This is a genomic window from Bradyrhizobium sp., assembly GCF_035935975.1.
Classification (GTDB): Bacteria; Pseudomonadota; Alphaproteobacteria; order Rhizobiales; family Xanthobacteraceae; genus Bradyrhizobium.
On record NZ_DASYWN010000036.1, the window covers coordinates 62,857 to 85,638 of the forward strand.

Consider the following 22,782-nt stretch of genomic DNA (forward strand, 5'->3'; position numbering starts at 1 on the left):
GCCACCTTCTCCCGCAAGGGGAGAAGGGAAGGGCATCTCGCAAGTTGAGAGAGTTGAGCGTCTTCCGGCGCCTATCCGAACGCCTGCCGCAGCCGGCGGGCCAGATCGAACAGCATCTGGTTCTGCTTGACCAGCCGCTTGCCGTGACTCAGCGAGGACATCGCCATCGCCGCGAGCTTGCCGCGCGAGGTGAGCGGTACGAAGCTGTCGAAGATGGCTTCGTCGTCCTTGCAGAACATCCGCTTGTATTCGTCCGAGCCGATGCCGAGGTCGAGGGAGCGGTAGCCGCGCTCGGCGTAGCGATCGATGATGTAGCGCATCAGGATCAGGCCCGGGCTGTAGCGGGCGTGTTCGGACATCGTGTAGGTGTTGAACATCATCGAGAAGCGCTGACCGTCGGCGACGCCGGCGAAGATCGCGATCACTTCCTCGTCGCATTCGAGCGCGTGGATGTCGATGACGCGGCCCTCGCCGCGCGGCGACAGGCACGCGCTGCGAACGAACTGCTCGACGCCGGGCTCGGCAAAGACGTTCGGCAGCTTCTGCTCCGCCATCCGCGCCGGCTTGACGCGGAAGAACCAGTCAAGCAGGCGGGTGACGTCCGCATCGGTCGTCGCGAGATGATAGCGATAGCCGGCGAGCGCCTGGAGCTTCTTTTCCTTGCTCTTGAGGCGGCGGCGGAAGGAGTTGCTGATCCGTGATGCGGGCGGCCCGCCGGGCTCCATCACCAGTAGCGGGCAGCCATTGATCGCGCTCTGCTGCGGCAGAGCCGCGAACGGGTTGGACTGGTCGTTCCAGCGGAGCGGCTGCTGCGTCAGCGAGAGCACGTCGACATGCTCGCGCAGCGAGGCAAGCAATGCGTCGATATCGGCGGCGCCGGCCTGCGCGGCGAACTCGGCGTTCCACAGCCCCATGTTGAAGGTGGTGTGCTTGCCGCCCATGAAGCAGGCCGTGCGCACGCCATGGCCCTGGCGGAGCGAGAGCGGCAACAGCAAGAGCGGCCGGCGCTCGGCATCGCGCGCAATCACGATGAAGGGGCGCGAGCCTTCGCAGCCGCCGACCAGCCGTTGCCAGGGGCCGAGCAGGTCGAAGCGCTGGTAGGGGGTGAAGAGGTGGCCGGGTTCCTCGAACGCGCGCCAGACCGTCTCGGCCTCGCCGACATCGCCGAGGATATCGACATGCGCGATACGGCTCGCTTTCGACCGCGCTGGCGATTCTGCCGTCCGGCTTTGCATCGCCGCAGCCATGGTCATTCGCGAAACCTGTCGAGAAAACGAAAAATACGTAATTCGGCCTGTGGCCGACCTTTGCAAAGAAATGTCAACAAAGGGTAATGACTATGCGAGAGGAAAGGGACCGTCGGCGAGCGCGAAGGTGGGATATTGGCATCCGACGACAGATGGCTGGAACGGCTGCGCCTTGAGCTGACCTGGTTCAGCGGTCAGGCCGCGCTGCGCAGCCGCGGGGCCGGCGCCATCCTGCGCTTTACGCATGTGCGGCCGCGGCGACGCGGCGCGTTCCAGCCGCAGCGTGCGCACGAGATCACGCCAGAATTCCTCGACCGCGCCATTCGCGCGCTGAAGCGCTGGAAGTATGACATCATCGGCATGGACGAGGTCTGCCGGCGCGCGGTGACGCTGCGCGAGAAGCGGCGCTTCGTGGCGCTGACCTTCGACGGCGCGCCCAAGGACGTCATCAGCTTCGCCTACCCGGTGCTGGCCCGCCATGGCGTGCCTTTCACCATCTACGTGCCCACCGCGTTTCCCGACGGCGTCGGTGAATCCTGGTGGCTCGGGCTCGCGCAGGTGATCGCGCGCGAGAGCCGTGTCAGCCTGATGATGGGCGCGAAGGAGCAGCGCTTCACAGTCTCCGGCGATGCCGAGAAGCAGGCGCTGTTCTCGTATCTCGAGGACTGGCTGCGCTCGCTGCCGCCGGCGGAGCTGTCGGTTGCGATCGCCGATCTCTGCACGCGCTACCGCATCGATCTCGCCGCGCTCTCGCGCGAGGCATCGATGGATTGGGAGGATCTGGCGAAGCTTGCCGCCGATCCGCTCGTCACGATCGGCAGTGCGACCGTGAACTATCCGGTTCTGGCCAACATGAAGGACGCAGCCGCACAGCGTGAAATGACGATGGGCAAGGCGGTGGCGGAATCGGCGTTCGATCGCGAGATCAGGCATCTCGCCTTTCCGTTCGGCGATCGCGCCTCGTTCCGGCGCGGCCACGTCGTGATGGCGGAGCAGGCCGGCTTTGCCAGCGCGGCGTCGACCATATCAGGCATCGTCGAGGCCGAAGGGCGCACCAATCTGCACGCGCTGCCGCGGATTTCCTGGGACGGGCGCGTGCGCTCGCTGCGCATATTGCGCGTGCTGGTGTCGGGTATTGCCTTTGCGCCGGTGAAACCGACGAGCAGCGTTACGAGTTCGACTTGACGCGGTCCGGCCGCTGCATCCAGCTCACGATCGGCATCGCCGGCAGCACCCAGCCCATGCCGACCACCACGTAATAGACCGCCTGACGCCAGCCGGACTCGGCGATCCAGGGCATCTGCGCGAAGGCCATGCCGAGCAGGGCCCAGACGGTGGCCAGCACCAGGAGCAGGATGGCGCCGAGGAACTTGCGGGTGCGGATCGTCATGGCGGGGGCTTGCGGCTTTCGCGTAACTTGCGCTGCGGGAGCGGGGGACTATAAGGGGCACGCAGTCCGGTTCAAGCCTTCAAGTCCTGGTTTTGCCCCTGAAATGACGACGATTTCCGCCCCGACCAACCCGCATCGCGCCGTGCGCTGGTGGCTGATCTCAGTGGCCGCGCTGATCGCGCTGATGGTGCTGGTCGGCGGCGCGACGCGGCTGACGGAATCCGGCCTGTCGATCGTCGAATGGAAGCCGGTCACGGGCAGCGTTCCCCCGCTCTCGGAAGCGGCGTGGACCGACGCGTTCGAGGCCTACAAGAAGATCCCGCAATATCGCGAGCTGAACGCGGGCATGAGCCTGTCCGAGTTCAAGCAGATCTTCTGGTGGGAATGGAGCCACCGGCTGCTCGGCCGCTTCATCGGCGTCGCCTATCTGCTGCCGTTCCTGTTCTTCCTGTGGCGCGGCGGGTTGTCGGGTGAGCTGAAGCGGCGGCTGTGGCTGCTGTTCGCGCTCGGCGGGCTGCAGGGCGCGGTCGGCTGGTGGATGGTGGCCTCGGGCCTCACCGAGCGTGTCGAGGTCTCGCAATATCGGCTGGCGACGCATCTGGTGCTGGCGCTGCTGATCTTCGCCGGTATCGTCTGGACGGTGCGCCGGCTCAAGGAGCGGCCGCAGATCGCAGCGCCCGCGCGGGTGCGTTTCACCAGCGCGCTGCTGCTCGTGGTGACCTTCGTGCAGATCTATTTCGGTGCGCTGGTCGCGGGCTTGCGGGCCGGGCGCGCCTACAACACCTGGCCGCAGATCGACGGTGCGTTCATTCCGTCCGCCGAGCGGCTGTGGTTCGAGACGCCGTGGTGGCGCAACATGTTCGACAATGTGCTGACGGTGCAGTTCGAGCACCGCATGACGGCGTATGCGCTGTTCGCACTCGCCGCGCTGCATGCGTTCGATGCGGTGCGCTTGCGCGCGGGTCTTGCCGCAAGCGGCGCGCTCTGGCTGTTCGCGGCTGTGAGCCTGCAGGCGGTGCTCGGCATCCTCACGCTGCTCAACCAGGTGCCGATCGACCTTGCGCTGTCGCATCAGGCGGTCGCGATCGTGGTCCTCACGCTTGCGGTGATGCAGGTGGAGCGGCTTGCGTCACGGCACACCGTGGAAACGGCGCCGCGCGTGGTTCCGGTCAGTCAGCCCGGCTGATCACCATCAGCCCGGCTGATCAGCAATAACCGTAGACGCCGCAGGCGTAGGGCAGGCGCCAGAAATAGCCGACCTGCTTCCCGCCGTAATACGGGCCCTGGTAATCGTAGTCCCAGGGCCGGCCGTAATAGCCCGGCAGCGTGTTGGAACCCGGCAGCAGCGGCGTGCCCGGCAGGTTGGCGACATAGCTGCCGATGCCATCGGCCGGCGAGATCAGCGCATCCGGATCGGTTTCGACATAGACATTTGGCGGCGGCGCGGCGGCCCGCCGCCTTGGAGTGGCCGGCAGATCGGCGGCAAATGCGGCTGAAACCGTCAGCGTGGCCGCAAGGGCAGGCAGCATCCAGCGCAGCATCGTCAGCTCCGAATCAAGGGGGCGATTCCGAGACGATGTATGGGGCAAATATGGTTAATGACCATTAACCGAGCCGTCGTTCCGGGGCGGTTTCGCGCACCGCCCCGGAACGAGACCGGTTACGCGCCCAGCGCCTGCTCGAGGTCGGCGATCAGGTCTTCCTTGTCCTCGATGCCGACCGAGAGCCTGACCACGTCGGGGCCGGCGCCGGACTTCACCTTGGCGGCGTCGTCGAGCTGGCTGTGCGTGGTCGAGGCCGGGTGGATGACGAGCGAGCGGGTGTCGCCGACATTGGCCAGATGCGAGAACAGCTGCAGCTTGGACACCAGGCTGACGCCGGCGTCATAGCCGCCCTTCAGGCTGAAGGTGAACACCGCGCCTGCGCCCTTCGGTGCGTATTTGCGCGCGAGCTGGTTGTACTTGTCGCTCGCAAGGCCCGCATAGCTGACCGAAGCCACCGCCGGATGGCCGGCGAGGAATTCGGCGACCGCCTTGGCGTTGTCGCAGTGCTTCTGCATGCGCAGCGGCAGCGTCTCGATGCCGGTGAGGATCATGAAGGCGTTGAACGGCGATAGGGCAGGGCCGAGATCGCGCAGGCCCAGCACGCGGCAGGCGATCGCGAAGGCGAAATTGCCGAAGGTCTCCTGCAGGCGGATGCCGTGATATTCGGGCCGCGGCTCCGACAGCATCGGATATTTGCCGCCGGTCGACCAATCAAACGTGCCGGCATCGACGATGATGCCGCCGAGCGAATTGCCGTGGCCGCCCAGGAATTTCGTCAGCGAGTGCACCACGATGTCGGCGCCGTGGTCTATGGGCCGGATCAGATAGGGCGAAGCCAGCGTGTTGTCGACGATCAGCGGGACGCCCGCCTTGCGCGCGACCGTCGAGATCGCCTCGATGTCGGTGATGCTGCCGGCGGGATTGGCGATGGACTCGATGAAGATCGCCTTGGTGCGCGGCGTCACCGCGCGCTCGAAGCTCGCGATGTCGTCGGGATCGGCCCACACCACGTTCCAGCCGAAGCTCTTGAACGCATGCGTGAACTGGTTGATCGAGCCGCCATACAGTTTTCGCGCGGCGATGAATTCGTCGCCGGGCTGCAGCAATTGCTGCAATACCACGACCTGCGCGGCGTGGCCCGAGGCCACCGCGAGCGCGGCGGTGCCGCCTTCGAGCGCCGCAACGCGCTCTTCAAGCACCGCGTTGGTGGGGTTGCCGATGCGGGTATAGATGTTGCCGAAGGCCTGCAGGCCGAACAGCGAGGCGGCGTGGTCGGCGTCGTTGAAGACGAAAGATGTGGTTTGATAAATCGGAGTCGCGCGCGCACCGGTGGTGGGATCGGGCTGTGCACCGGCATGCACGGCGAGGGTCGAAAATCCCGGAAGGCGATCGCTCATTGGGGGCGTTCCTGTTTCTTGTGGTCTGAAAATCGGCGGCATGCTGATCGGCGCCGCGGCTGCCGTCAAGCCGCCGCTTCACACGTCCACGCTACGCATTGTCACGTTCGCGGAGGCTGAAATTTATTGCGTCAGCTTTGCTCGGTCTTGTTTTTCGCAGCGCGGTCCGAGGCTGCGGTATCGCCGCCGCCGACACTCATCCGATTGAGGGATAGCCGCATGCCCTGCGTCGGCGCCGGCGGACGCTTGGAACTGAGCGTGCGCGAGTTCACGCCCATCCAGGAGATCTCGGACGACAGGCGGCCATATTCGATCTTGGGGCAGCGGTTCATCACGACCTTGATGCCGACCGATTCCGCTTTCGCCGCGGCCGCATCGTCACGCGCGCCAAGCTGCATCCAGATCACCTTCGGCAGCGGATCGAGCGTGAGCGCCTCTTCGACCACGGGCATGATGTGGCTGGAGTTGCGAAAAATATCGATCATGTCGACGGGACGGCCGATGTCGGACAGCGAGGCGACGAACGGCTTTCCAAGCAGCTCCTTGCCGACATGGCCGGGATTGACCGGGATCATGTCGTAGCCGCGCTGCGCCAGATATTTGAACGCGAAATAGCTCGGCCGCACATTGACCGGCGAGGCGCCGACCATCGCGATCGAGTTCACGCTGTTGAGGATGCCGCGGATGTAATTGTCGGGATAGGCGTCGTGGTTCATCTTTTTCTTTCTCTGCTCCTCATGGTGAGGAGCGCGGCACGCGCGTCTCGAACCATGGGGCCACAGTCGGGCCTGCATCCTTCGAGACGCCGCGTTTCGCGGCTCCTCAGGATGAGGAGTTGACTATTCATCCCGCCATGTCGGCTCGCGCTTCTCGATGAAGGCGCCGATGCCTTCCTCGGCGTCGCGCGCCATCATGTTCTCGGTCATCACCTCTGCCGCATAGCGATAGGCGTCCGCAAGGCTCATTTCGACCTGGCGATAGAATGCTTCCTTGCCGAGCTTGACGGTGTAGGCCGATTTGAGCGCGACCTGTTGCGCGAGCTCGATCGCGGCGCCGAGCTCGGTGCCGGCGGGCACCACGCGGTTGACGAGGCCGATCTCACGGGCGCGGTCGGCCGTAACAGGCTCGCCCGTCAGCAGCATCTCCATCGCCTGCTTGCGCGGAACGTTGCGCGACAGCGCCACCATCGGGGTCGAGCAGAACAGGCCGATGTCGACGCCGGGCGTGGCGAACTTCGCATCCTCCGAGGCGATCGCGAGATCGCAGCTCGCGACGAGCTGGCAGCCGGCCGCGGTCGCGATGCCCTGGACGGAGGCGACCACGGGCTTCGGCAGGTGCACGACGGCCTGCATCATCGCGCTGCAGGCATTCATCATCTCGGCGAAGAAGGCGCGGCCGCGATCCGGATCCGTGCGGCGCGCAGTGAGTTCCTTCATGTCGTGGCCGGCGGAGAAGGCGGGACCATTGGCGGCGATCACGACGCCGCGGACCGCCTTGTCGTCGCGGATCTCATTCAGCGCGGCATGCAGCTGTGCGATCATCGCCGCTGACAGGCTGTTGCGCGCGGCCGGGCGGTTCAGCGTCAGCAGCGCGATGGGGCCTACGGTCTCGCGCAGCAGGATCGGCGGTTGCGGGGAGGGGGCGCGGGCGGCCTTGACGGACATTGACGCGACTTCCGTTGAATGATTGCAATTGGATGACGCAGATAACCTAATGTAACAGCCCAGGTGAAGCGAGGGTGGGGAATAGCATGGCGGCAGCGAAAATGAGCGTGGCGGAGGTCGAGCAGTTTCTGCGCGACGAGTTTCCCCAGGCCTTCAGCGGCGACGACATCACGATCGAGAGCGCAGACGGGCAGACCTGCCTTTTGCGCCAGCGTTTCAGCGAACGGATGCTGCGGCCGGGTGGAACCGTGTCCGGCCCGACGCTGATGGCATTGGCCGATTTCGCCATGTACGTGGTGCTGCTGTCCGCGATCGGCCCGGTCGGGCTCGCCGTGACCACCAATCTCAACATCAATTTCCTGCGCAAGGGCCAGCCCGGGCAGGACGTGCTGGCGGAAGCCCGGCTGCTCAAGCTCGGCAAGCGCCTGGCGGTGGGGGAGGTGAAGCTCCTGTCCGGCAGCTCGCCCGATCCGATTGCCCATGTCACCTCGACCTATTCCATTCCAAATGTTTGAGCTTTTCGCAGGTAATATCGCACCTTATTTTTAACTTACTGATTTTGCTGGCCTAATTTCCGCTGTCGGGCATTGACCGTTGCGCGTCTCTTCTCTAGAAAACCGCGCAGTCCGGTGCGGTGTTCGCGCCGATATCTCCCGTCCACGGAAACTCCGATATGAAAACCTTTTCGGCAAAGCCGGCTGAGGTGACGAAGAAGTGGGTGCTGATCGACGCCAAGGGTCTGGTCGTCGGCCGTCTCGCCACCATCGTTGCCATGCGCCTGCGCGGCAAGCACCTCCCGACCTACACCCCGCACGTTGATTGCGGCGACAACGTCATCATCATCAACGCGCAGCATGCGGTCCTCACCGGTCGCAAGCGCGAGCAGAAGACCTATTACAAGCACACCGGCTATGTCGGCCACGTCAAGGAGCGCACCGCGCGCCAGATCCTTGAAGGCAAGCATCCCGAGCGCGTGCTCGAGAAGGCCGTCGAGCGCATGATCCCCCGTGGTCCGCTCGGCCGCGTCCAGATGGGCAACCTCCGTGTTTACGGCGGCGCTGATCATCCGCACGAGGCTCAGACGCCCGAGAAGATCGACATCGCCAAGTTGAACCGCAAGAACACGAGGGCCGCATAACCATGGCCGAATCCATCCAGTCGCTCGACCAGCTCTCGCAGCTCAAGACCGCGGCGGCGCCCGACGCGCCCAAGCACGAGAAGAAGGTCGACAAGTTCAACCGCGCTTACGCCACCGGCAAGCGCAAGGACGCGGTCGCCCGTGTGTGGATCAAGCCGGGTGCCGGCAAGGTCACCGTCAACGCGCGCGAGGTCGAGGTCTATTTCGCCCGTCCCGTGCTGCGCATGATGATCGAGCAGCCGTTCTCGGTGGCCCAGCGTTCGGGCCAGTACGACGTGATCTGCACCGTCGCCGGCGGCGGTCTGTCCGGCCAGGCCGGCGCTGTCCGTCACGGCATCTCCAAGGCGCTCACCTATTTCGAGCCGGAGCTGCGCACGGTGCTCAAGAAGGGCGGATTCCTCACCCGCGATTCGCGCGTGGTCGAGCGTAAGAAGTACGGCAAGGCCAAGGCCCGCCGGTCCTTCCAGTTCTCGAAGCGTTAATCGCTTCGGTCACATTCGCCGCGAAAGCGGCTTCAATGAGATGCAAAAGGGCGCTGATTTCAGCGCCCTTTTTGTTGTTCGTTTGTATGCAAATTGATGACGTGTTTCCCGAAAACTTGGGCACGCGTGAAAACCTGAATGGAACCCGCGGGACATAGCGTCGCATTTGGAAGGGCGCGCAAATCGGATGTGCCGGTCGCGTAACTGCTATGTTTTCAAGGGGGCCGACATGATGTCGCTCGATAGCATCACGCTCTATTTGGTCGCCACCATGGTTGCCGCACTGCTCGGCGCCATGATGGTGTTTTTCGGCAGGCAGGAAAACAGTCCTGCGCTGAAATGGTGGGGCACTGCGTATCTGCTGGGGGCGGCCTCGGTCGCGTTGTGGACTGCGGCGGGCGACAAGCTCGGGCCGCATCTCTATCTGGCGTTAAATGCCGTCGGATTCGTTGCCTGCGGCATGGTGTGGAATGCGGCGCGTGTTTTCCACGGCCGCAAGCCGAACTGGCCCGGCCTCGTGCTCGGTGCGCTCGCCTGGGGCGCCGCCGTGACGCTGCTCGATCCCGCCGCGTCCATGCTGCGCATGATCATCGGCGCCGGCATCGTCTCGGTTTATGCGGCGCTGACCGCGAGCGAGCTCGGGGTCGAACGCCGCAAGAGCGTGCAACGGCGCTGGCCGGCCTTCGTGGTGCCGGTGATGCACGGCTGCGTGCTGATGCTGCCGGTCCTGCTCGGCAGCTTCCTCCGTCCGCACGATGCCGCTTTCTCGTCGAGCATCTGGGTCACGGTGTTCGCGGTCGAGCTGATCCTCTATGCCGTCGGCACCGTGTTTGTGATCTTCATGCTGGTGTCCGAGCGCACGGTGACCGCGCACCGGACTGCCGCGTCGACCGATCCGCTGACCGGCATGCTCAACCGCCGCGGCTTCTCGGAAGCCTGCGGCCGCGTGATCGAGCGTGAGGCCAAGGCCGGGCGTCCCGTTACCGTGATGATCTTCGACATCGATCACTTCAAGTCGATCAACGACCGTTTCGGCCATCCCGCCGGCGACGAGATGCTGAAGCTGTTCTCGACCGTCGTCGTCAGCAATCTGCGCATCTCCGATCTCTCGGGCCGCATCGGCGGCGAGGAGTTCGCGGCGCTGCTGCCGTGTGCGCTGGAAGAGGGCGTGCTGGTCGCCGAGCGCGTGCGCGAAGCCTTCGAGACCTCCGGCGTCGTCGTCGATGAAGGCCCGGTCGACACCACCGTGAGCATCGGCGTCGCCGGCGGTCCGGCCGGCACCGAGCTCGAGGTGCTGCTGGCCTCGGCCGACACCGCGCTCTACCAGGCCAAGCGCGGCGGCCGTAACCGCGTCGAGGCCGCGGAGGAGCTGCCGCTGTCGCTGGAGAACTGGCGCCGCCAGAGTGCCGCACGGGTCGGCGCGGCGCGTCCGGTCACGGCGTGAGACAAAGGGCGGCCTGTTCGGTAATCTACTGTTTACCGTTCGATCCATGCCATCGTGGTCATGGAATCGATCCGTCGACAGAACCCCCAGGCCGCTCTGATGTCGCTCGAAGCCGCTGCTACCTCGGCACGCGGCGGTTTCGCATGTCTGTTCTCCACCGCGGACGAGTACGAGAGCGCGCTGATCAGCGAGCGCCGCGCGCAGGGTCGCTACACGCAGGGCCGCAGCTATTGGCCGGTCGCGCTGTTCGTCGGCTGCACGCTGATCGTGCTGGGCACCGCAATGCTGTTCTCCTGATAGCGCCGCATTTCTGACCGGGCAGGGCGCCGTTTCGGCGCCTTTTTCTTTGCCTGCGTCTGCGGTAGACACGGCCACCGAACAATAAAGGGTGGAAACCGATGATCACCGAAATCGCGCAAATCGACGTCAAGCCGGGCAGCGAGAAGGATTTTGAGGCCGCCGTCGCCAAGGCCAAGGCCGCTTTCGGCCGCGCCAAGGGCTTTCACGGTTTTGAGCTGCACAAGTCGATCGAGAAGCCGCAGCGCTATCGCTTGATGGTGAAGTGGGCGACGCTGGAGAACCACACGGTGGATTTCCGCGGCTCCGAGAATTTCACCGAATGGCGCGGCCTCGTCGGCCAGTATTTTGCCTCGCCCCCGGAGGTCGAGCACACCGAGACCGTGCTGACCACCTGAGCCGCTTCACGACGTCTTACGCCGCCTCCGCGAGCGGCGGCGCCTCATACGTCTTGAAATGGTCGATCATGACCTTGGCGATGGCGACCAGTGGGAGCGCCAGCGCAAGGCCCCAGATTCCGAATACGACACCGAGCAAAATCTGGAACGCGAACAGCGTCGCCGGCGGGATGTCGAGCGCCTGCCGCTGCAGGATCGGCGTCAGCACATAGCTCTCCATGGCGTGCACGCCCATGAAGAGCAGGAAGGCCGACAGGGCCGGGATCCAGCCCGAGGCGAGGCTCGCCAGCACCACGACGACGCCAGCGATGATGGCGCCGACAGTCGGGATGAAGGCGAGCAGGCCGGCCTGGATCCCCAGGATGAACGAGCCGGGGATGCCGATGATGGCAAGCCCGATCCAGGTCACGGCGCCGACGGCAATCATCACGACGATCTGCGCGATCAGCCAGCGCTCCAGCGTCTCGCTAATGCGGTCGATGATCAGGGCTACGCGGGTGCGATGCTTGGTTGGTGCGAGGAACAATAGGCCATCGTGATAGATGCTCGGCTGCGCCGCGAAGGCGAGCCCGAGAAACAGCACGATGAAGATGTTGCCGACGGCGCTGATCGCGCCGAACAGCAGCTTGAAGGTCTGACTCACGATCGCGCCGCCGCTGGAGGCGAGAGCGCCGGCGCCGCCCGGCAATCCGCCGTGCGGGGCCTGGCTCGGAGCAGGCGCGGAGCCGGGCTCGGCGGTGGTGACGGGCGCTGCATTGCCGAGATCGAACACGCTGGTGTCGATGCCGCGGCTCTCGAAGAACGACCGGACATTGCTGATCTGGGACTTGATGGTCTTGCTCAGCACCGAAGCCTGTTCGGCGATGGTGGCGCCGCCGAGATACGCGACGCCTGCGAGCAGCACCGCAAGCACGACGCAGACGATCGCGAGCCGCACCGCATGGGGCAGGTGGACGCGGCGGCCGAGCGCGTTGGTCAGCGCGTTGAGTCCGACGCCGAGCAGCATGCCGGTGAAGATCAGGAGTAGCGTGGCGGCAAAATACCAGGTGAAGACCAGCATGGCCGTGAACAGCATGACACCGATGCCGCCGACCGAGATGGCCCAGGCGAGGTCGGCGCGGGTCCGGGGGCGTTGGTCTGCGGGAATGGTCACATCATGTCCTTTACGGCGGCTGCGGGCGGGGCACTCTTTCGGCAAAAGCGCTTCCGATCAAGGCCGCGTCAACGCGCTGGTTTGACGCTGCCGCGCGAACGGTGCAGAGCCATGAGAAAGAACAAGTGGGGGACGCTTGAGTTTCATCAGCAAATGGGCCGGTCTGCTCGGGCTTCTGGCCGTCCTCGTGATCGGCGACCAGATCCGGATCAACCGTCCAGGCCACAAATACCGCCTCACGGTTGAGGTAACGACGCCCGAGGGGATCAGGACCGCGTCCGGCATTCTGTCCGTCGTGCCCGACCGCAATTACAACCGCAGCGGCCGCACCGTGATGCGCGGGGAGGCGGTGTACGTCGATCTCGGCAAGGGCAAGAACCTGGTGGCGTTGCTGGCGCATCAGCAGGGTCCGAAGCTCGATCTCGACGATATCAACTACGTCGCGCTCCGCGCCTATGGCGCCGCGCGCGGCAACCGCGTCTCGTTCACCGACATCGGGCGGCAGACCGGCATCGTCCCGGTGCAGGGGGAGCAGATTCCCGTGCTCGTGAGCTTCGCCGATCCCAAAGACCCCGCGACCGCGCGCCTTGTCGCCGCTGACCATGCGAACCTGGTTCTGGGCGACGGCTACGCCATCCGCGGCCTGACTGCCGAGGTGGTGCCCAACGGGTTCTGGCCGATCGATTTCGGCGGCGCGCTCGGGGAGCCCGTGACGCGCGGGATCGAAGCGAAACTGCCCTGGCTGGCCGTCCCGGGCGATCCGGCGGCAACCGCACTGAAGGCCGCCGGCCTGCCGGGCACGGCCGAGGCCCGGGAGGCATTTGCGCGAAAATAGCATTGCCGTCCCGCGATCCCCTCTGTTGAATTTGTTCCAAGCCGAGGGCATCTTTAGAGAATCTTTTTCGGCGGGAGGTCGGAACGGGAGATGAGAAAGCCGGTCGTCGGCGTGATCGGGAATGCCCATCGCGTCGAAAATCGATTTCAGGTCCAGATGGTCGGTGAGCGCAATCTGCGCGCCGTGGCCGAGGTCTCCGGCGGCTTGCCGGTGATGTTCGCGGGCGCCCCAGACATCACCGATATCGCGGCGCTGCTCGATACCGTCGACGGTATCGTCCTCACCGGCGCCCGGGCCAACGTCCATCCGACGCGCTTCAACGTCGACCCCTGCGAGAAGCACGAGCCCTACGACATCCACCGCGACGAGGTCGCGCTGGCGCTGTCGGTCGCCTGCGTCTCCCGCGGTATCCCGCTGTTCGGCATCTGCCGCGGCCTGCAGGAGATGAACGTCGCTTTCGGCGGCTCGCTGCACCCCGAGATCCGCGAGATCCCGGGCCGCATGAACCACCGTATGCCCCGGCTTGAGAACGGCGAGATCCATCCCGATCCGACCGTGGTGTTCGCCGACCGTCACGACGTCGACCTGACGCCCGGCGGCGCGTTCGCAACGCTGCTCGGCTGCGACAGGATCAGGGTCAATTCGCTGCACGGCCAGGGCATCCTCGATCCCGGCAAGCGCGTGCTGATCGAAGGCGTCGCCGAGGACGGCACCATCGAGGCGATCCGCATTGCGGAAGCCCCGACCTTCGCGCTCGGCGTGCAATGGCACGCCGAATATGATCCGCAGCGCAATCCGATCAACCGGAAGCTGTTCGAGGCGTTCGGCGAAGCCATGGTCGAGCGCCAGCGCGCGACGGCGTAAAGCGGCTAGCGTGAGTGTGATCACGCGATCGCTGCTCGTCCCGTCATCCTGAGGTGCGAGTGGCGCAGTGCGTCTGCACTGCGCCGGGAGCCTCGAAGGATGAACGGCCGAGGTGCCAGCCGGGCCGTCGCCCTTCGAGGCCTCCGCTACGCTCCGGCGCCTCACCGGACAAGTAACGGTCAGGCCCTGGCCATTCGTCGGCGCGAAAATTGACCTGCTTGACGAATTGTTCCCAATATGGGAATATATATTGTGAGGCTCATCAAACAGTCCACCCTGGCCAGGTTCGCCGAAGCAAATCCCAAGGCGAAGCCTGCGATTGCTCGATGGATCAAACTGGTCAGGGCCGCCCAATGGACTTCAATGAACGATATCCAGATGACCGTCCCCGGGGTGGTTGTTCTAAATGGAGAGCGCGCTCGGTTTGAGATCGCCGGCGGCAACTTCCGTCTAATCGTCGCGTTCGCATTCAGGCACCAAATCGCGTTCATCAAGTTTGTCGGTACGCATGCAGAGTACGACAAAGTCGATGCGCTGACGGTTGCGATGTATTGAGGAGGCAATATGGAAATCCGTCCCATTCGGACAGAGGCAGACTACGATGCTGCTGTTGCCGAGATCGAGCGGCTCTGGGGTGCAGAGCCCGGAACTGACGATGGCGATAAGCTCGATATTCTCGCGACGCTGGTCGAGAAATATGAGTCCGCGCATTGGCCAATCGATACGTCGCGTCTCGATCCCATCGATATGCTGAACTATCTGATTGACGAGGGGGGGCACACCCAAGCGGAGCTCGCTGAGCTGTTGGACTCCCGTTCGCGCGCATCCGAGATTCTGAACAGACGACGCGCGCTGACGGTGGAGATGATTTTCAGGATCAGCGAAGCCTGGAAGGTGCCCGCGGAAATTCTGGTCAGGCCGTACCGTCTGAGGGCAGCCTAGCGGGCCTCACGCCGCCCGCTGCATCCGCCGTGCGCGATAGGCCTGTGGCGACATCAAGGTCAGCTTGCGGAATGCCTTGCGAAAGCTGCTCTCGTCTTCATAGCCGGCGGCGCGCGCGATGGTCTTGACCGGCTGTGTCGTGGTCTCCAGCAGCGTGCGCGCATGCTCGACGCGGCGGCGCATGATGAAAGCCTGTGGCGGCTCGTGGGTGAGCTCCTGGAATTTCCGGTTCAGCGTGCGCTCGCTCAATCCGAGCGCGACGGCAAGGCGCTTGACCGTCATCGCCCTCTTGCCGGTGCGGCGAACCAGCAGGTCGGCCCTGGTCAGCAGCGGGTCCTGCGAGAGCAGGTAGCCGACCGGCATGAAGATCGACTGGGTGCGCTGAGCGGTGTCGATGACGACGTAGTCCGCGCATAGTTTGGCGATCTCCTTCCCGTCCACCATCTCGATCAGCCTGAGCAGGAGGTCGACCCACGACATCGGTCCGGCCGCGCACACGATGCGGTCCGCTACGGTGATGACCGCGTCGGCGGCAAGGTCGATCGCGGGATGACGCTGTCGCAACTCGCCTTGCAGCCACCAGGTGATGGTGGCGCGGCGATTGTCGAGCAGGCCAGCGCCGGCAAGCAGGAAGACGCCGCTGCAAAACGCGCCGATCAGCCGGCCATTGGCGTGCTGCCGCCGCAGCCAGGCGCCGGCGCGGGCGTATTGCGGTTGCAGGCGTTTTGCCGTGACGTGATCGACGAGGTTGCCGGGGACAAGAATGGCATCGAAGCTTGTGCGCTTGCCGATCGCGCCATCGACCGCAACCGTCTGGCCGCCGCCGGCGCGCACGTCCTTGCCGTCGAGTGAAAGCGTCTGCCAGCTGAAGCGCGCCTTTGCGCCGCTCTGCTGCATCACGTGATTGGCAAGCGACAGCACGTCGGCGATGCCGGCGATCGCCGACTGCATGCAACCTTCCAGCGCGAGAATTGCGAGCTTCATGGCGACCTCCGGGCGGATGGCGCGATCCTATCCGATCGGCGCGCCGGCGCGTGGCGGAAATTGCCCGACCTCTATCTTATCCGCCACTGCCATCTCCGGCATCTCGGGCGCAATCTCTCGTGGTCGTCACCCGATATGATTGGAGAAAGACATGCCTTACGTCACCATTTCCACCGTCCGCGGCATTCTGGATGCCGCGCAGAAGAAGACGCTGCTCGAACGTGTCACCGACCTCCTGGTCGAGGTCGAGGGGCAGGGCAATCCGGACTTCCGCCGCAACGTGTGGGTCAGGATCGAGGAGCAGGAGCCCTCGCACTGGTCGCTCGGCGGAATGCAGCCGACGCCAGAGATCATCGCCGGTACGTTCGGCACGATCGGAGCGGATGGCGTGCGGGTCCCGCGACCGTAGCAGGGCCGAGTTCGCGGGCGGATCTGCCCAAGGCGTGGTCCGCCCCGTCCTGTGCGCAAGCGATCTGCGCTGCGATTTCCATTGCATCGCACAATCACGCCAATGGCCTGCGCGCGGACACATTGAGGTTCGCAAGACGCGCACCATATGCTCTGCAAGGGAGCCCTGCCGTGCAGACCATGAAGGCGGCCCTCGTTGCGGCGATTGGCGTCGTGGCTTTGATCTGCTGCCTCCTTCCCAGCTCAGCGGAGGAGAACCGCCGTCTTGCACTGGTCGTTTCGATCGACGGGGCCATCGGTCCCGCGTCGGCCAGCTATGTGAAGGAGGCCTTGACCAGGGCAAGCGAACGGCGTGCCGAGGTCGTGCTTCTGAGAATGAACACGCCCGGCGGTCTCAATTCCAGCATGCGCGAGATCATCGCCGATGTGCTGGCCTCGCCGATCCCCGTCGTCGGTTACGTCGCTCCCCCCGGCGCCCATGCGGCGAGCGCGGGGACCTATATCCTTTATGCGACCCACATCGCGGTGATGGCGCCGGGCACCAATATTGGTGCCGCGACGCCGGTGCAGATCAGCGGGCCGCTGCCGGGGTTGCCGGGCGGTACGCCGGACAAGGGCGGCAAGGACAAGAAGGAGGGTGACCAGCAGAGCGAGCCGAAGGATGCCATGACGGCAAAGGTGACCAATGATGCGGTTGCTTTCATCCGGAGCCTTGCGGAGCTGCGCAACCGCAATGCGGACTGGGCGGAAAAGGCGGTCCGTGAGGCTGCCACACTCTCTGCCAACGGCGCGCTGGAGGCACATGCCATCGATCTCGTCGCGCGCGATCAGGCTGAATTGCTGAGGCAGCTCGATGGCCGTGTGGTGGAGGTTGCAGGGGGCAAGACGCAGCGACTCGCGACGAAGGATGTGGTCGTTGAAGCCATCGACCCCGGATGGATATCCCGCCTCCTGGCGGTCATCACCGATCCCAATGTGGCATTCATTCTCCTGATGGTCGGCATCTACGGCCTGATCTTCGAATTCATGTCTCCCGGAGCCGTTGCTCCGGGAGTCGTCGGCGCGATCTGCCTGCTGATTGGCCTCTATGCGCTCAATTTGCTGCCGATCAGCTATGCCGGCCTGGCCCTGATGTTGGTCGGTATCGTGCTTCTCACCATCGAAGCTTTCAATCCGACCGTGGTGATCGGTCTCGGAGGGATCATCGCTTTCGTGTTGGGAGCGCTGATGCTTTTCAGGGTCGAGGCGCCCGGCTACCACCTCTCATGGTGGGTGATCGGCATCACTGCGGCAGTGTTCGTCGGTTTTGCGCTCGTCGTGCTTGGCTCGCTTCGGCGCGCCGCCAAGGCGCCTGAACGGGTGGGTGCGCGGGCGATGCGAGGCTTGCCCGCCGAAGTTCTCGACTGGAACGGGAGCGAAGGCCATGTCTTCGCCCATGGTGAGCGCTGGCAGGCGCGCGGCGCCGAAACGTTCAAGCCCGGAGAGACGGTCGAAGTCGCCAACGTCATCGACCTGACGCTGCTGATCCGGCGCGCACCAGCGCAAACAGGCGAGGGAGATACATCATGATGCTGGAATATGTGACTTATGCGGCGCTTGCGCTGCTCGTCATCATGTTTCTATCCCAGGCAATTCGAATCCTGCGCGAATACGAGCGTGGCGTCATCTTTACGCTCGGCCGTTTTACCGGCGTGAAGGGTCCCGGCCTCATCATCCTCGTTCCGATCGTGCAGCAACTCGTCAAGGTCGACCTCCGCGTGATGGTACAGGTCGTGCCGCCGCAGGACGTGATTTCGCGGGACAACGTCTCCGTCAAGGTCAACGCCGTTCTGTACTTCCGCATCGTCGATCCCGAGCGGGCCATCATCAAAGTCAGCGATTACATGGCCGCCACCAGCCAGCTCGCGCAGACCACGTTGCGCTCGGTGCTCGGCAAACATGAGCTCGACGAGATGCTTGCTGAACGCGACAGGTTGAACGCCGACATCCAGGAGATACTCGACAAGCAGACCGACGTCTGGGGCATCAAGGTCACCGGCATCGAGATCAAGGACGTCGATATCAACGAGACCATGGTGCGCGCGATTGCCAAACAGGCCGAGGCGGAGCGGTTGCGACGGGCCAAGGTCATCAATGCGATGGGCGAGCAGCAGGCTGCCGAAAAGCTCGTCGAGGCTGGCCGAATTCTCGCGCAGGAGCCTCAGGCGATGCAGCTGCGTTACTTCGCGGCGCTGCACGATATCGCGGGCGAGCGGTCTTCGACCGTCGTCTTTCCGCTGCCTACGGGCTTGCTCGACCATTTCATGCCCCGGCGCGACAATCCGCAGGCATGAACAGCAGGATGACCCATCTTTAGTCCCTAAAAACTGAGGTCGAATAAACCAATCAGCAAGAATTGCTGCGCGCCAATTTTCGCGATTCCGATTCGTTCTTTGAGAACGAAGTGGAGTCAGATGCAGAACGAAAGTTGATGGCTCTAAACCGCACAGTTCATCTCTACGGTACGATGGCGTTGTCGGCGGGCTGTGAAAGATGACTGCGCGCAAAAAAGATGGGCGCCCCGGAGGGCGCCCATCGCATGTCGTGATCGCGGGCGGCTTAGCCCGAATAGTACATGTCGAACTCGACCGGGTGCGGGGTCATCTCGAAGCGCTCGACTTCGGTCATCTTCAGCTCGATATAGGCGTCGATGAAGTCGTCGTCGAACACGCCGCCGTTCTTGAGGAAGCCGCGGTCCTTGTCGAGGTTTTCCAGCGCCTCGCGGAGCGAGCCGCACACCGTCGGGATCTGCTTCAGCTCTTCCTTCGGCAGATCGTAGAGGTCCTTGTCCATCGCCGGACCCGGATCGATCTTGTTCTTGATGCCGTCGAGGCCGGCCATCAGCATCGCGGCGAAGCCGAGATAGGGATTGGCAAGCGGATCGGGGAAGCGCACCTCGACGCGCTTGGCCTTCGGCGAAGCGGTGTAGGGGATGCGGCAGGAGGCCGAGCGGTTGCGCGCGGAATAGGCGAGCAGCACCGGGGCTTCATAGCCCGGGACCAGACGCTTGTAGGAGTTGGTCGACGGGTTGGTGAAGGCGTTGATCGCCTTGGCGTGCTTGATGATGCCGCCGATGTAGTGGAGGCAGGTCTCCGACAGGTCGGCGTACTTGTTGCCGGCGAACACCGGCTTGCCGTCCTTCCAGATCGACTGGTGCACGTGCATGCCCGAGCCGTTGTCGCCATAGACCGGCTTCGGCATGAAGGTGGCGGTCTTGCCGTAGATGTGCGCGACCTGGTGGATGCAGTACTTGTAGATCTGCAGATGGTCGGCCATCAGCGTCAGCTTGTCGAACTTCATGCCGAGCTCATGCTGGGCGGAAGCGACCTCGTGGTGATGCTTCTCGACCTTGACGCCCATCTTGGCCATGGCACCGAGCATCTCGGAGCGCATGTCCTGCACGGAGTCCTGCGGCGGGACGGGGAAGTAGCCCGCCTTGGTGCGGATGCGGTGGCCGAGGTTGCCGCCCTCATATTCCGTGTCGGTGTTGGTCGGCAGCTCCGAGGAGTCGAGGCGGAAACCGGTGTTGTAGGGGCTGGAGGAGTAGCGCACGTCGTCGAACACGAAGAACTCGGCTTCGGGACCGACGAACACGCTGTCGCCCACGCCCATCGACTTCACCATGGCTTCCGCCTTCTTGGCGATGCCACGGGGGTCGCGGTTGTAGGGCTCGCCGGTGGTCGGCTCGAGCACGTCGCAGGTGATGACCATCGTGGTCTCGGCGAAGAACGGATCGATCGTCGCCGTCACCGGATCGGGCATCAGGCACATGTCGGATTCGTTGATCGCTTTCCAGCCGGCGATCGAGGAGCCGTCGAACATCGTTCCTTCGGCGAAAATGTCCTCATCGATCATGCTGACGTCGAACGTCACGTGCTGCCACTTGCCGCGCGGATCGGTGAAGCGCAGGTCGACGTATTTGACGTCGTTGTCCTTGATCGATTTCAGGACGTCTTTGGCGGTCTTCATGCATACCCCTTTTGGCTCTGCGGGTCGGTTTCCAGGTGAGCAGATTCGTTCTCGCTTTCGGCGAGTTGGCGCAACCGCACAAACGAAATCAGGCCGCCGAAGCAGCCTTTTTTCTTTCAGAGTGTCGCAAAATTCGGGATAGCACCCGGCTCAGATAGCGTCCAGCCCGGATTCGCCGGTTCGGATGCGGATCGCCTCTTCGATGTTGGAGACGAAGATCTTGCCGTCGCCGATCCGCCCGGTTTGAGCGGCGCGGCGGATCGCGTCGATGGCGCGCTCGACCAGATCGTCGCCGATCACGATCTCGATCTTCACCTTGGGCAGGAAGTCGACGATGTATTCTGCGCCGCGGTAAAGCTCGGCGTGCCCCTTCTGCCGGCCGAAGCCCTTGGCTTCGGTGACGGTGATGCCCTGAAGGCCGACTTCCTGAAGCGCTTCCTTCACCTCGTCGAGCTTGAACGGCTTGATGATGGCTTCGATTTTCTTCACTGCGCGCCTCCCGGCCTTTCGATCAAATAGCAACGTCTTCGTCAGGATGCGCTTTTCTCACGCACGATCTTGTCCTCGGTATGCCGGGATGCCTGACCAGCCCGGCAACGACGGCCGGCCACACCCTGATGAATGCCAGTGAGCACGACAAACCGAAGCGGCTTCCTCGAAAGCAGGGTCTATGCCAAGTTGCAAATGCCCTGATTATTGGAGCGTTATCAGCCTTTTAACGAGCGCACCCGATAGGTGGAGCCGAACGGCTCAAAATACCGCAGACTACGAAATAGGCAAACGGTTCAATATCTGTGCAGATCGTTGTTCCGTCCGGTGTGTCGGCACGGAACGTGCCTGTTGAAAAGGCGTTTGGACCAGGGAAGTGGCATGGAAGTACTGACCAACGCTGAAATGCAGCGCGCCGACCAGCTCAGCATTGCGGCAGGCACGCCCGGCTTCAAGCTGATGCTGAGCGCGGGCCAGGCGGTCGCCGAAGCCGCCAATGCGCTGGTGGAGGAGGGGCCGATCCTGATCGTCGCCGGCCCCGGCAATAATGGCGGCGACGGTTTTGTCGCAGCCGCCGAGCTCGCCGCCCAGGGCCGCGAGGTCTCGGTGATCCTGATGTGCGAGCGCGACCAGCTCCAGGGCGATGCGGCCTCCGCCGCACGCGGCTGGAAGCAGCCGGTGCTGCCGTTCAATCCGCAGGCGATCGGAAAGCCGGCGCTGATCATCGATGCCTTGTTCGGTGCGGGCCTCAGCCGTCCCGTCGAGGGCGAGGCGCGCAAGATGATCGAGGCGATCAACGCCAACGGCGCGCCCGTGCTAGCGGTCGACCTGCCGAGCGGCATCAACGGCACCCATGCGGCGGTGCTGGGCGTGGCCGTCAACGCCACCGAGACCGTCACCTTCTTCCGCAAGAAGCCGGCGCACCTGCTGCTGCCGGGCCGCATGCATTGCGGCCGGGTGCGCGTCGCCGACATCGGGATCGACGCCCAGGTGCTGGATGAGATCAGGCCTGAGATCTTCGAGAACGATCCGGATTTCTGGGGCGCGGCCTTTCCCGTGCCCCGCATCGACGGCCACAAATACGCGCGCGGGCATGTGCTGGCGGTGTCCGGCGACGCCGCTACGACCGGCGCTGCGCGTCTTGCCGCGCGCGGGGCGTTGCGTGCGGGCGCGGGCCTGGTGACATTGGCAACGCCGCGCGATGCGCTCGCGATCAATGCGAGCGCGCTGACGGCCGTGATGGTTCGCCCGGTCGACACCGTGGTCGAGTTCGGCGAACTGCTCGGCGACAAGCGCTACAACACCTGCATGATCGGTCCCGGTGCCGGCATCAGTGAGCGCACCTGCGATATTGTTCACACCGCGCTCACCGCACAGCGCCATGTCGTGCTCGACGCGGATGCGTTGACGAGCTTTGCCGCAAATCCCGAGCGGCTGTTTGAATCGATCAAGTCGTCGCAGGATAATTCCGTCGTGCTGACGCCGCACGAGGGCGAGTTTCCGCGCCTGTTCTCCGACCTCAGCAACAAGACTCCGGGCCGCTCGAAGCTCGAGCGCGTCCGCGCCGCCGCCGAGCGCTCCGGCGCAGTGGTGCTGCTGAAAGGTCCGGACACCACGATCGCCGCGCCCGACGGCCGCGCCACCATCGCCGCCAACGCGCCGCCCTGGCTCGCCACCGCGGGTGCCGGCGACGTGCTCGCCGGCATCATCGCAGGGCTGCTCGCGCAAGGCGTGCCGGCATTCGAAGCCGCCAGCATCGGCGTCTGGATGCACGGCGAGGCGGGAAGCGAGGCCGGGCCGGGGCTGATCGCGGAGGATCTGACCGAGACGCTGCCGGCGGTGCACCGGCGGATCTATAGCGCCCTCGGGGTGGAGTTCTGAGCTGCCAGGTAGGATGGGTAGAGCGCAGAGAAACCCATCATCTCAAGCTATGGCGCGGCGGCGATGGGTTTCGCTGCGCTCTACCCATCCTACGAGACTGTGAATCTTTTTGTACCGCGCGTCGGGCGAATGTGATTCTCTAGGCAGATTGATTGCCGGGGAGAGAGATGGCTGACGACGGATTTTTTGGCGAATTGCCGGAGCAGTCGACGCCGCG

General features: G+C 64.3%; 26 protein-coding genes. 16 read left to right on the top strand and 10 right to left on the bottom strand.

Annotated elements, in window-relative coordinates:
- Positions 1-71: 71 nt before the first annotated feature.
- Complete coding sequence (locus VGR99_RS19835; RefSeq protein WP_326900658.1) at positions 72-1,253, bottom strand: GNAT family N-acetyltransferase; 1,182 nt, start codon at positions 1,251-1,253, stop codon at positions 72-74.
- Positions 1,254-1,382: 129 nt separating this feature from the next.
- Here VGR99_RS19835 and VGR99_RS19840 point away from each other — a divergent pair, with 129 nt between their 5' ends.
- Positions 1,383-2,432 (top strand): polysaccharide deacetylase, encoded by a 1,050-nt coding sequence (locus VGR99_RS19840; RefSeq protein ID WP_326900659.1) that lies wholly within the window; start codon positions 1,383-1,385, stop codon positions 2,430-2,432.
- Here VGR99_RS19840 and VGR99_RS19845 read toward each other — a convergent pair.
- Entirely contained in the window at positions 2,416-2,637 is a 222-nt protein-coding gene (locus VGR99_RS19845; protein WP_326900660.1) for a DUF2842 domain-containing protein, read from the bottom strand. The genes VGR99_RS19840 and VGR99_RS19845 overlap by 17 nt on opposite strands.
- A 103-nt stretch (positions 2,638-2,740) precedes the next feature.
- On the opposite strand from VGR99_RS19845, the gene VGR99_RS19850 reads away from it, so the two are divergent.
- Complete coding sequence (locus tag VGR99_RS19850) at positions 2,741-3,823, top strand: COX15/CtaA family protein (protein WP_326900661.1); 1,083 nt, start codon at positions 2,741-2,743, stop codon at positions 3,821-3,823.
- 19 nt (positions 3,824-3,842) lie between these two features.
- Here VGR99_RS19850 and VGR99_RS19855 read toward each other — a convergent pair whose 3' ends face one another.
- The 4 genes from VGR99_RS19855 to VGR99_RS19870 all read right to left on the bottom strand — a co-directional run bounded on the left by VGR99_RS19855 (position 3,843) and on the right by VGR99_RS19870 (position 7,242).
- Positions 3,843-4,178, bottom strand: a complete 336-nt coding sequence (locus VGR99_RS19855; protein ID WP_326900662.1) for a hypothetical protein — start codon at positions 4,176-4,178, stop codon at positions 3,843-3,845.
- Positions 4,179-4,297: 119 nt separating this feature from the next.
- Complete coding sequence (locus VGR99_RS19860; RefSeq protein ID WP_326900663.1) at positions 4,298-5,578, bottom strand: O-acetylhomoserine aminocarboxypropyltransferase; 1,281 nt, start codon at positions 5,576-5,578, stop codon at positions 4,298-4,300.
- A 131-nt stretch (positions 5,579-5,709) separates the two neighbouring features.
- Positions 5,710-6,294, bottom strand: coding sequence for a CoA-binding protein (locus tag VGR99_RS19865; protein ID WP_326900664.1), 585 nt, complete (start codon positions 6,292-6,294; stop codon positions 5,710-5,712).
- 123 nt (positions 6,295-6,417) lie between these two features.
- Positions 6,418-7,242 carry an enoyl-CoA hydratase gene (locus VGR99_RS19870; RefSeq protein WP_326900665.1) on the bottom strand — a complete coding sequence of 275 codons (825 nt, stop codon included), beginning with the start codon at positions 7,240-7,242 and terminating at the stop codon, positions 6,418-6,420.
- Positions 7,243-7,328: 86 nt separating this feature from the next.
- On the opposite strand from VGR99_RS19870, the gene VGR99_RS19875 reads away from it, so the two are divergent.
- The 6 genes from VGR99_RS19875 to VGR99_RS19900 all read left to right on the top strand — a co-directional run bounded on the left by VGR99_RS19875 (position 7,329) and on the right by VGR99_RS19900 (position 11,001).
- Complete coding sequence (locus VGR99_RS19875) at positions 7,329-7,757, top strand: PaaI family thioesterase (protein WP_326900666.1); 429 nt, start codon at positions 7,329-7,331, stop codon at positions 7,755-7,757.
- 158 nt (positions 7,758-7,915) lie between these two features.
- Positions 7,916-8,380 (top strand): 50S ribosomal protein L13, encoded by a 465-nt coding sequence (gene rplM / locus VGR99_RS19880; protein WP_008137961.1) that lies wholly within the window; start codon positions 7,916-7,918, stop codon positions 8,378-8,380.
- A 2-nt stretch (positions 8,381-8,382) separates the two neighbouring features.
- Positions 8,383-8,862 carry a 30S ribosomal protein S9 gene (gene rpsI, locus VGR99_RS19885; protein WP_326900667.1) on the top strand — a complete coding sequence of 160 codons (480 nt, stop codon included), beginning with the start codon at positions 8,383-8,385 and terminating at the stop codon, positions 8,860-8,862.
- A gap of 229 nt (positions 8,863-9,091) precedes the next feature.
- Positions 9,092-10,306, top strand: coding sequence for a GGDEF domain-containing protein (locus tag VGR99_RS19890; RefSeq protein WP_326900668.1), 1,215 nt, complete (start codon positions 9,092-9,094; stop codon positions 10,304-10,306).
- Positions 10,307-10,366: 60 nt separating this feature from the next.
- Positions 10,367-10,603: a hypothetical protein gene (locus VGR99_RS19895; protein WP_326900669.1), complete on the top strand. Its 237-nt coding sequence runs from the start codon at positions 10,367-10,369 to the stop codon at positions 10,601-10,603.
- 101 nt (positions 10,604-10,704) lie between these two features.
- Positions 10,705-11,001 (top strand): antibiotic biosynthesis monooxygenase family protein, encoded by a 297-nt coding sequence (locus tag VGR99_RS19900; RefSeq protein WP_063708861.1) that lies wholly within the window; start codon positions 10,705-10,707, stop codon positions 10,999-11,001.
- A gap of 16 nt (positions 11,002-11,017) precedes the next feature.
- On the opposite strand, the gene VGR99_RS19905 is transcribed toward VGR99_RS19900, so the two are convergent.
- Positions 11,018-12,154, bottom strand: coding sequence for an AI-2E family transporter (locus VGR99_RS19905; RefSeq protein ID WP_326900670.1), 1,137 nt, complete (start codon positions 12,152-12,154; stop codon positions 11,018-11,020).
- A 136-nt stretch (positions 12,155-12,290) separates the two neighbouring features.
- On the opposite strand from VGR99_RS19905, the gene VGR99_RS19910 reads away from it, so the two are divergent.
- The 4 genes from VGR99_RS19910 to VGR99_RS19925 all read left to right on the top strand — a co-directional run bounded on the left by VGR99_RS19910 (position 12,291) and on the right by VGR99_RS19925 (position 14,795).
- The gene (locus tag VGR99_RS19910) at positions 12,291-12,989 is read left to right on the top strand and encodes a hypothetical protein (protein ID WP_326900671.1); all 699 of its coding nucleotides are present in this window, start codon (positions 12,291-12,293) and stop codon (positions 12,987-12,989) included.
- A gap of 90 nt (positions 12,990-13,079) precedes the next feature.
- Positions 13,080-13,853, top strand: a complete 774-nt coding sequence (locus VGR99_RS19915; protein WP_326900672.1) for a gamma-glutamyl-gamma-aminobutyrate hydrolase family protein — start codon at positions 13,080-13,082, stop codon at positions 13,851-13,853.
- A gap of 252 nt (positions 13,854-14,105) precedes the next feature.
- Complete coding sequence (locus VGR99_RS19920) at positions 14,106-14,408, top strand: type II toxin-antitoxin system HigB family toxin (protein ID WP_326900673.1); 303 nt, start codon at positions 14,106-14,108, stop codon at positions 14,406-14,408.
- Between the two features lie 9 nt (positions 14,409-14,417).
- Positions 14,418-14,795, top strand: a complete 378-nt coding sequence (locus VGR99_RS19925) for a helix-turn-helix domain-containing protein (protein ID WP_326900674.1) — start codon at positions 14,418-14,420, stop codon at positions 14,793-14,795.
- 6 nt (positions 14,796-14,801) lie between these two features.
- Here VGR99_RS19925 and VGR99_RS19930 read toward each other — a convergent pair whose 3' ends face one another.
- Positions 14,802-15,779, bottom strand: a complete 978-nt coding sequence (locus tag VGR99_RS19930; protein WP_326900675.1) for a GlxA family transcriptional regulator — start codon at positions 15,777-15,779, stop codon at positions 14,802-14,804.
- Between the two features lie 151 nt (positions 15,780-15,930).
- Here VGR99_RS19930 and VGR99_RS19935 point away from each other — a divergent pair, with 151 nt between their 5' ends.
- The 3 genes from VGR99_RS19935 to VGR99_RS19945 all read left to right on the top strand — a co-directional run bounded on the left by VGR99_RS19935 (position 15,931) and on the right by VGR99_RS19945 (position 18,520).
- Positions 15,931-16,188, top strand: coding sequence for a tautomerase family protein (locus VGR99_RS19935; RefSeq protein ID WP_326900676.1), 258 nt, complete (start codon positions 15,931-15,933; stop codon positions 16,186-16,188).
- Between the two features lie 170 nt (positions 16,189-16,358).
- Complete coding sequence (locus tag VGR99_RS19940; RefSeq protein WP_326900677.1) at positions 16,359-17,756, top strand: nodulation protein NfeD; 1,398 nt, start codon at positions 16,359-16,361, stop codon at positions 17,754-17,756.
- Positions 17,753-18,520, top strand: a complete 768-nt coding sequence (locus VGR99_RS19945) for a slipin family protein (RefSeq protein WP_326900678.1) — start codon at positions 17,753-17,755, stop codon at positions 18,518-18,520. Before VGR99_RS19940 ends, VGR99_RS19945 begins: the two co-directional genes overlap by 4 nt.
- Before the next feature lie 265 nt (positions 18,521-18,785).
- Here the strand turns inward: VGR99_RS19945 and glnA are convergent, their stop codons facing one another.
- The gene (glnA, locus tag VGR99_RS19950) at positions 18,786-20,195 is read right to left on the bottom strand and encodes a type I glutamate--ammonia ligase (protein ID WP_326900679.1); all 1,410 of its coding nucleotides are present in this window, start codon (positions 20,193-20,195) and stop codon (positions 18,786-18,788) included.
- A 150-nt stretch (positions 20,196-20,345) separates the two neighbouring features.
- Positions 20,346-20,684, bottom strand: a complete 339-nt coding sequence (locus VGR99_RS19955; RefSeq protein WP_007603495.1) for a P-II family nitrogen regulator — start codon at positions 20,682-20,684, stop codon at positions 20,346-20,348.
- Positions 20,685-21,065: 381 nt separating this feature from the next.
- Here VGR99_RS19955 and VGR99_RS19960 point away from each other — a divergent pair, with 381 nt between their 5' ends.
- Positions 21,066-22,565, top strand: a complete 1,500-nt coding sequence (locus VGR99_RS19960) for an NAD(P)H-hydrate dehydratase (protein ID WP_326900680.1) — start codon at positions 21,066-21,068, stop codon at positions 22,563-22,565.
- Positions 22,566-22,782 lie beyond the last annotated feature (217 nt).

Coding starts and splice junctions, on each gene's coding strand:
- VGR99_RS19835 (WP_326900658.1), bottom strand. CDS start 1,253: ATGACCATGGCTGCGGCGATGCAAAGCCGGACGGCAGAATCGCCAGCG.
- VGR99_RS19845 (WP_326900660.1), bottom strand. CDS start 2,637: ATGACGATCCGCACCCGCAAGTTCCTCGGCGCCATCCTGCTCCTGGTG.
- VGR99_RS19850 (WP_326900661.1), top strand. CDS start 2,741: ATGACGACGATTTCCGCCCCGACCAACCCGCATCGCGCCGTGCGCTGG.
- VGR99_RS19855 (WP_326900662.1), bottom strand. CDS start 4,178: ATGCTGCGCTGGATGCTGCCTGCCCTTGCGGCCACGCTGACGGTTTCA.
- VGR99_RS19860 (WP_326900663.1), bottom strand. CDS start 5,578: ATGAGCGATCGCCTTCCGGGATTTTCGACCCTCGCCGTGCATGCCGGT.
- VGR99_RS19865 (WP_326900664.1), bottom strand. CDS start 6,294: ATGAACCACGACGCCTATCCCGACAATTACATCCGCGGCATCCTCAAC.
- VGR99_RS19870 (WP_326900665.1), bottom strand. CDS start 7,242: ATGTCCGTCAAGGCCGCCCGCGCCCCCTCCCCGCAACCGCCGATCCTG.
- VGR99_RS19875 (WP_326900666.1), top strand. CDS start 7,329: ATGGCGGCAGCGAAAATGAGCGTGGCGGAGGTCGAGCAGTTTCTGCGC.
- rplM (WP_008137961.1), top strand. CDS start 7,916: ATGAAAACCTTTTCGGCAAAGCCGGCTGAGGTGACGAAGAAGTGGGTG.
- rpsI (WP_326900667.1), top strand. CDS start 8,383: ATGGCCGAATCCATCCAGTCGCTCGACCAGCTCTCGCAGCTCAAGACC.
- VGR99_RS19890 (WP_326900668.1), top strand. CDS start 9,092: ATGATGTCGCTCGATAGCATCACGCTCTATTTGGTCGCCACCATGGTT.
- VGR99_RS19895 (WP_326900669.1), top strand. CDS start 10,367: ATGGAATCGATCCGTCGACAGAACCCCCAGGCCGCTCTGATGTCGCTC.
- VGR99_RS19900 (WP_063708861.1), top strand. CDS start 10,705: ATGATCACCGAAATCGCGCAAATCGACGTCAAGCCGGGCAGCGAGAAG.
- VGR99_RS19915 (WP_326900672.1), top strand. CDS start 13,080: ATGAGAAAGCCGGTCGTCGGCGTGATCGGGAATGCCCATCGCGTCGAA.
- VGR99_RS19925 (WP_326900674.1), top strand. CDS start 14,418: ATGGAAATCCGTCCCATTCGGACAGAGGCAGACTACGATGCTGCTGTT.
- VGR99_RS19930 (WP_326900675.1), bottom strand. CDS start 15,779: ATGAAGCTCGCAATTCTCGCGCTGGAAGGTTGCATGCAGTCGGCGATC.
- VGR99_RS19935 (WP_326900676.1), top strand. CDS start 15,931: ATGCCTTACGTCACCATTTCCACCGTCCGCGGCATTCTGGATGCCGCG.
- VGR99_RS19945 (WP_326900678.1), top strand. CDS start 17,753: ATGATGCTGGAATATGTGACTTATGCGGCGCTTGCGCTGCTCGTCATC.
- glnA (WP_326900679.1), bottom strand. CDS start 20,195: ATGAAGACCGCCAAAGACGTCCTGAAATCGATCAAGGACAACGACGTC.
- VGR99_RS19960 (WP_326900680.1), top strand. CDS start 21,066: ATGGAAGTACTGACCAACGCTGAAATGCAGCGCGCCGACCAGCTCAGC.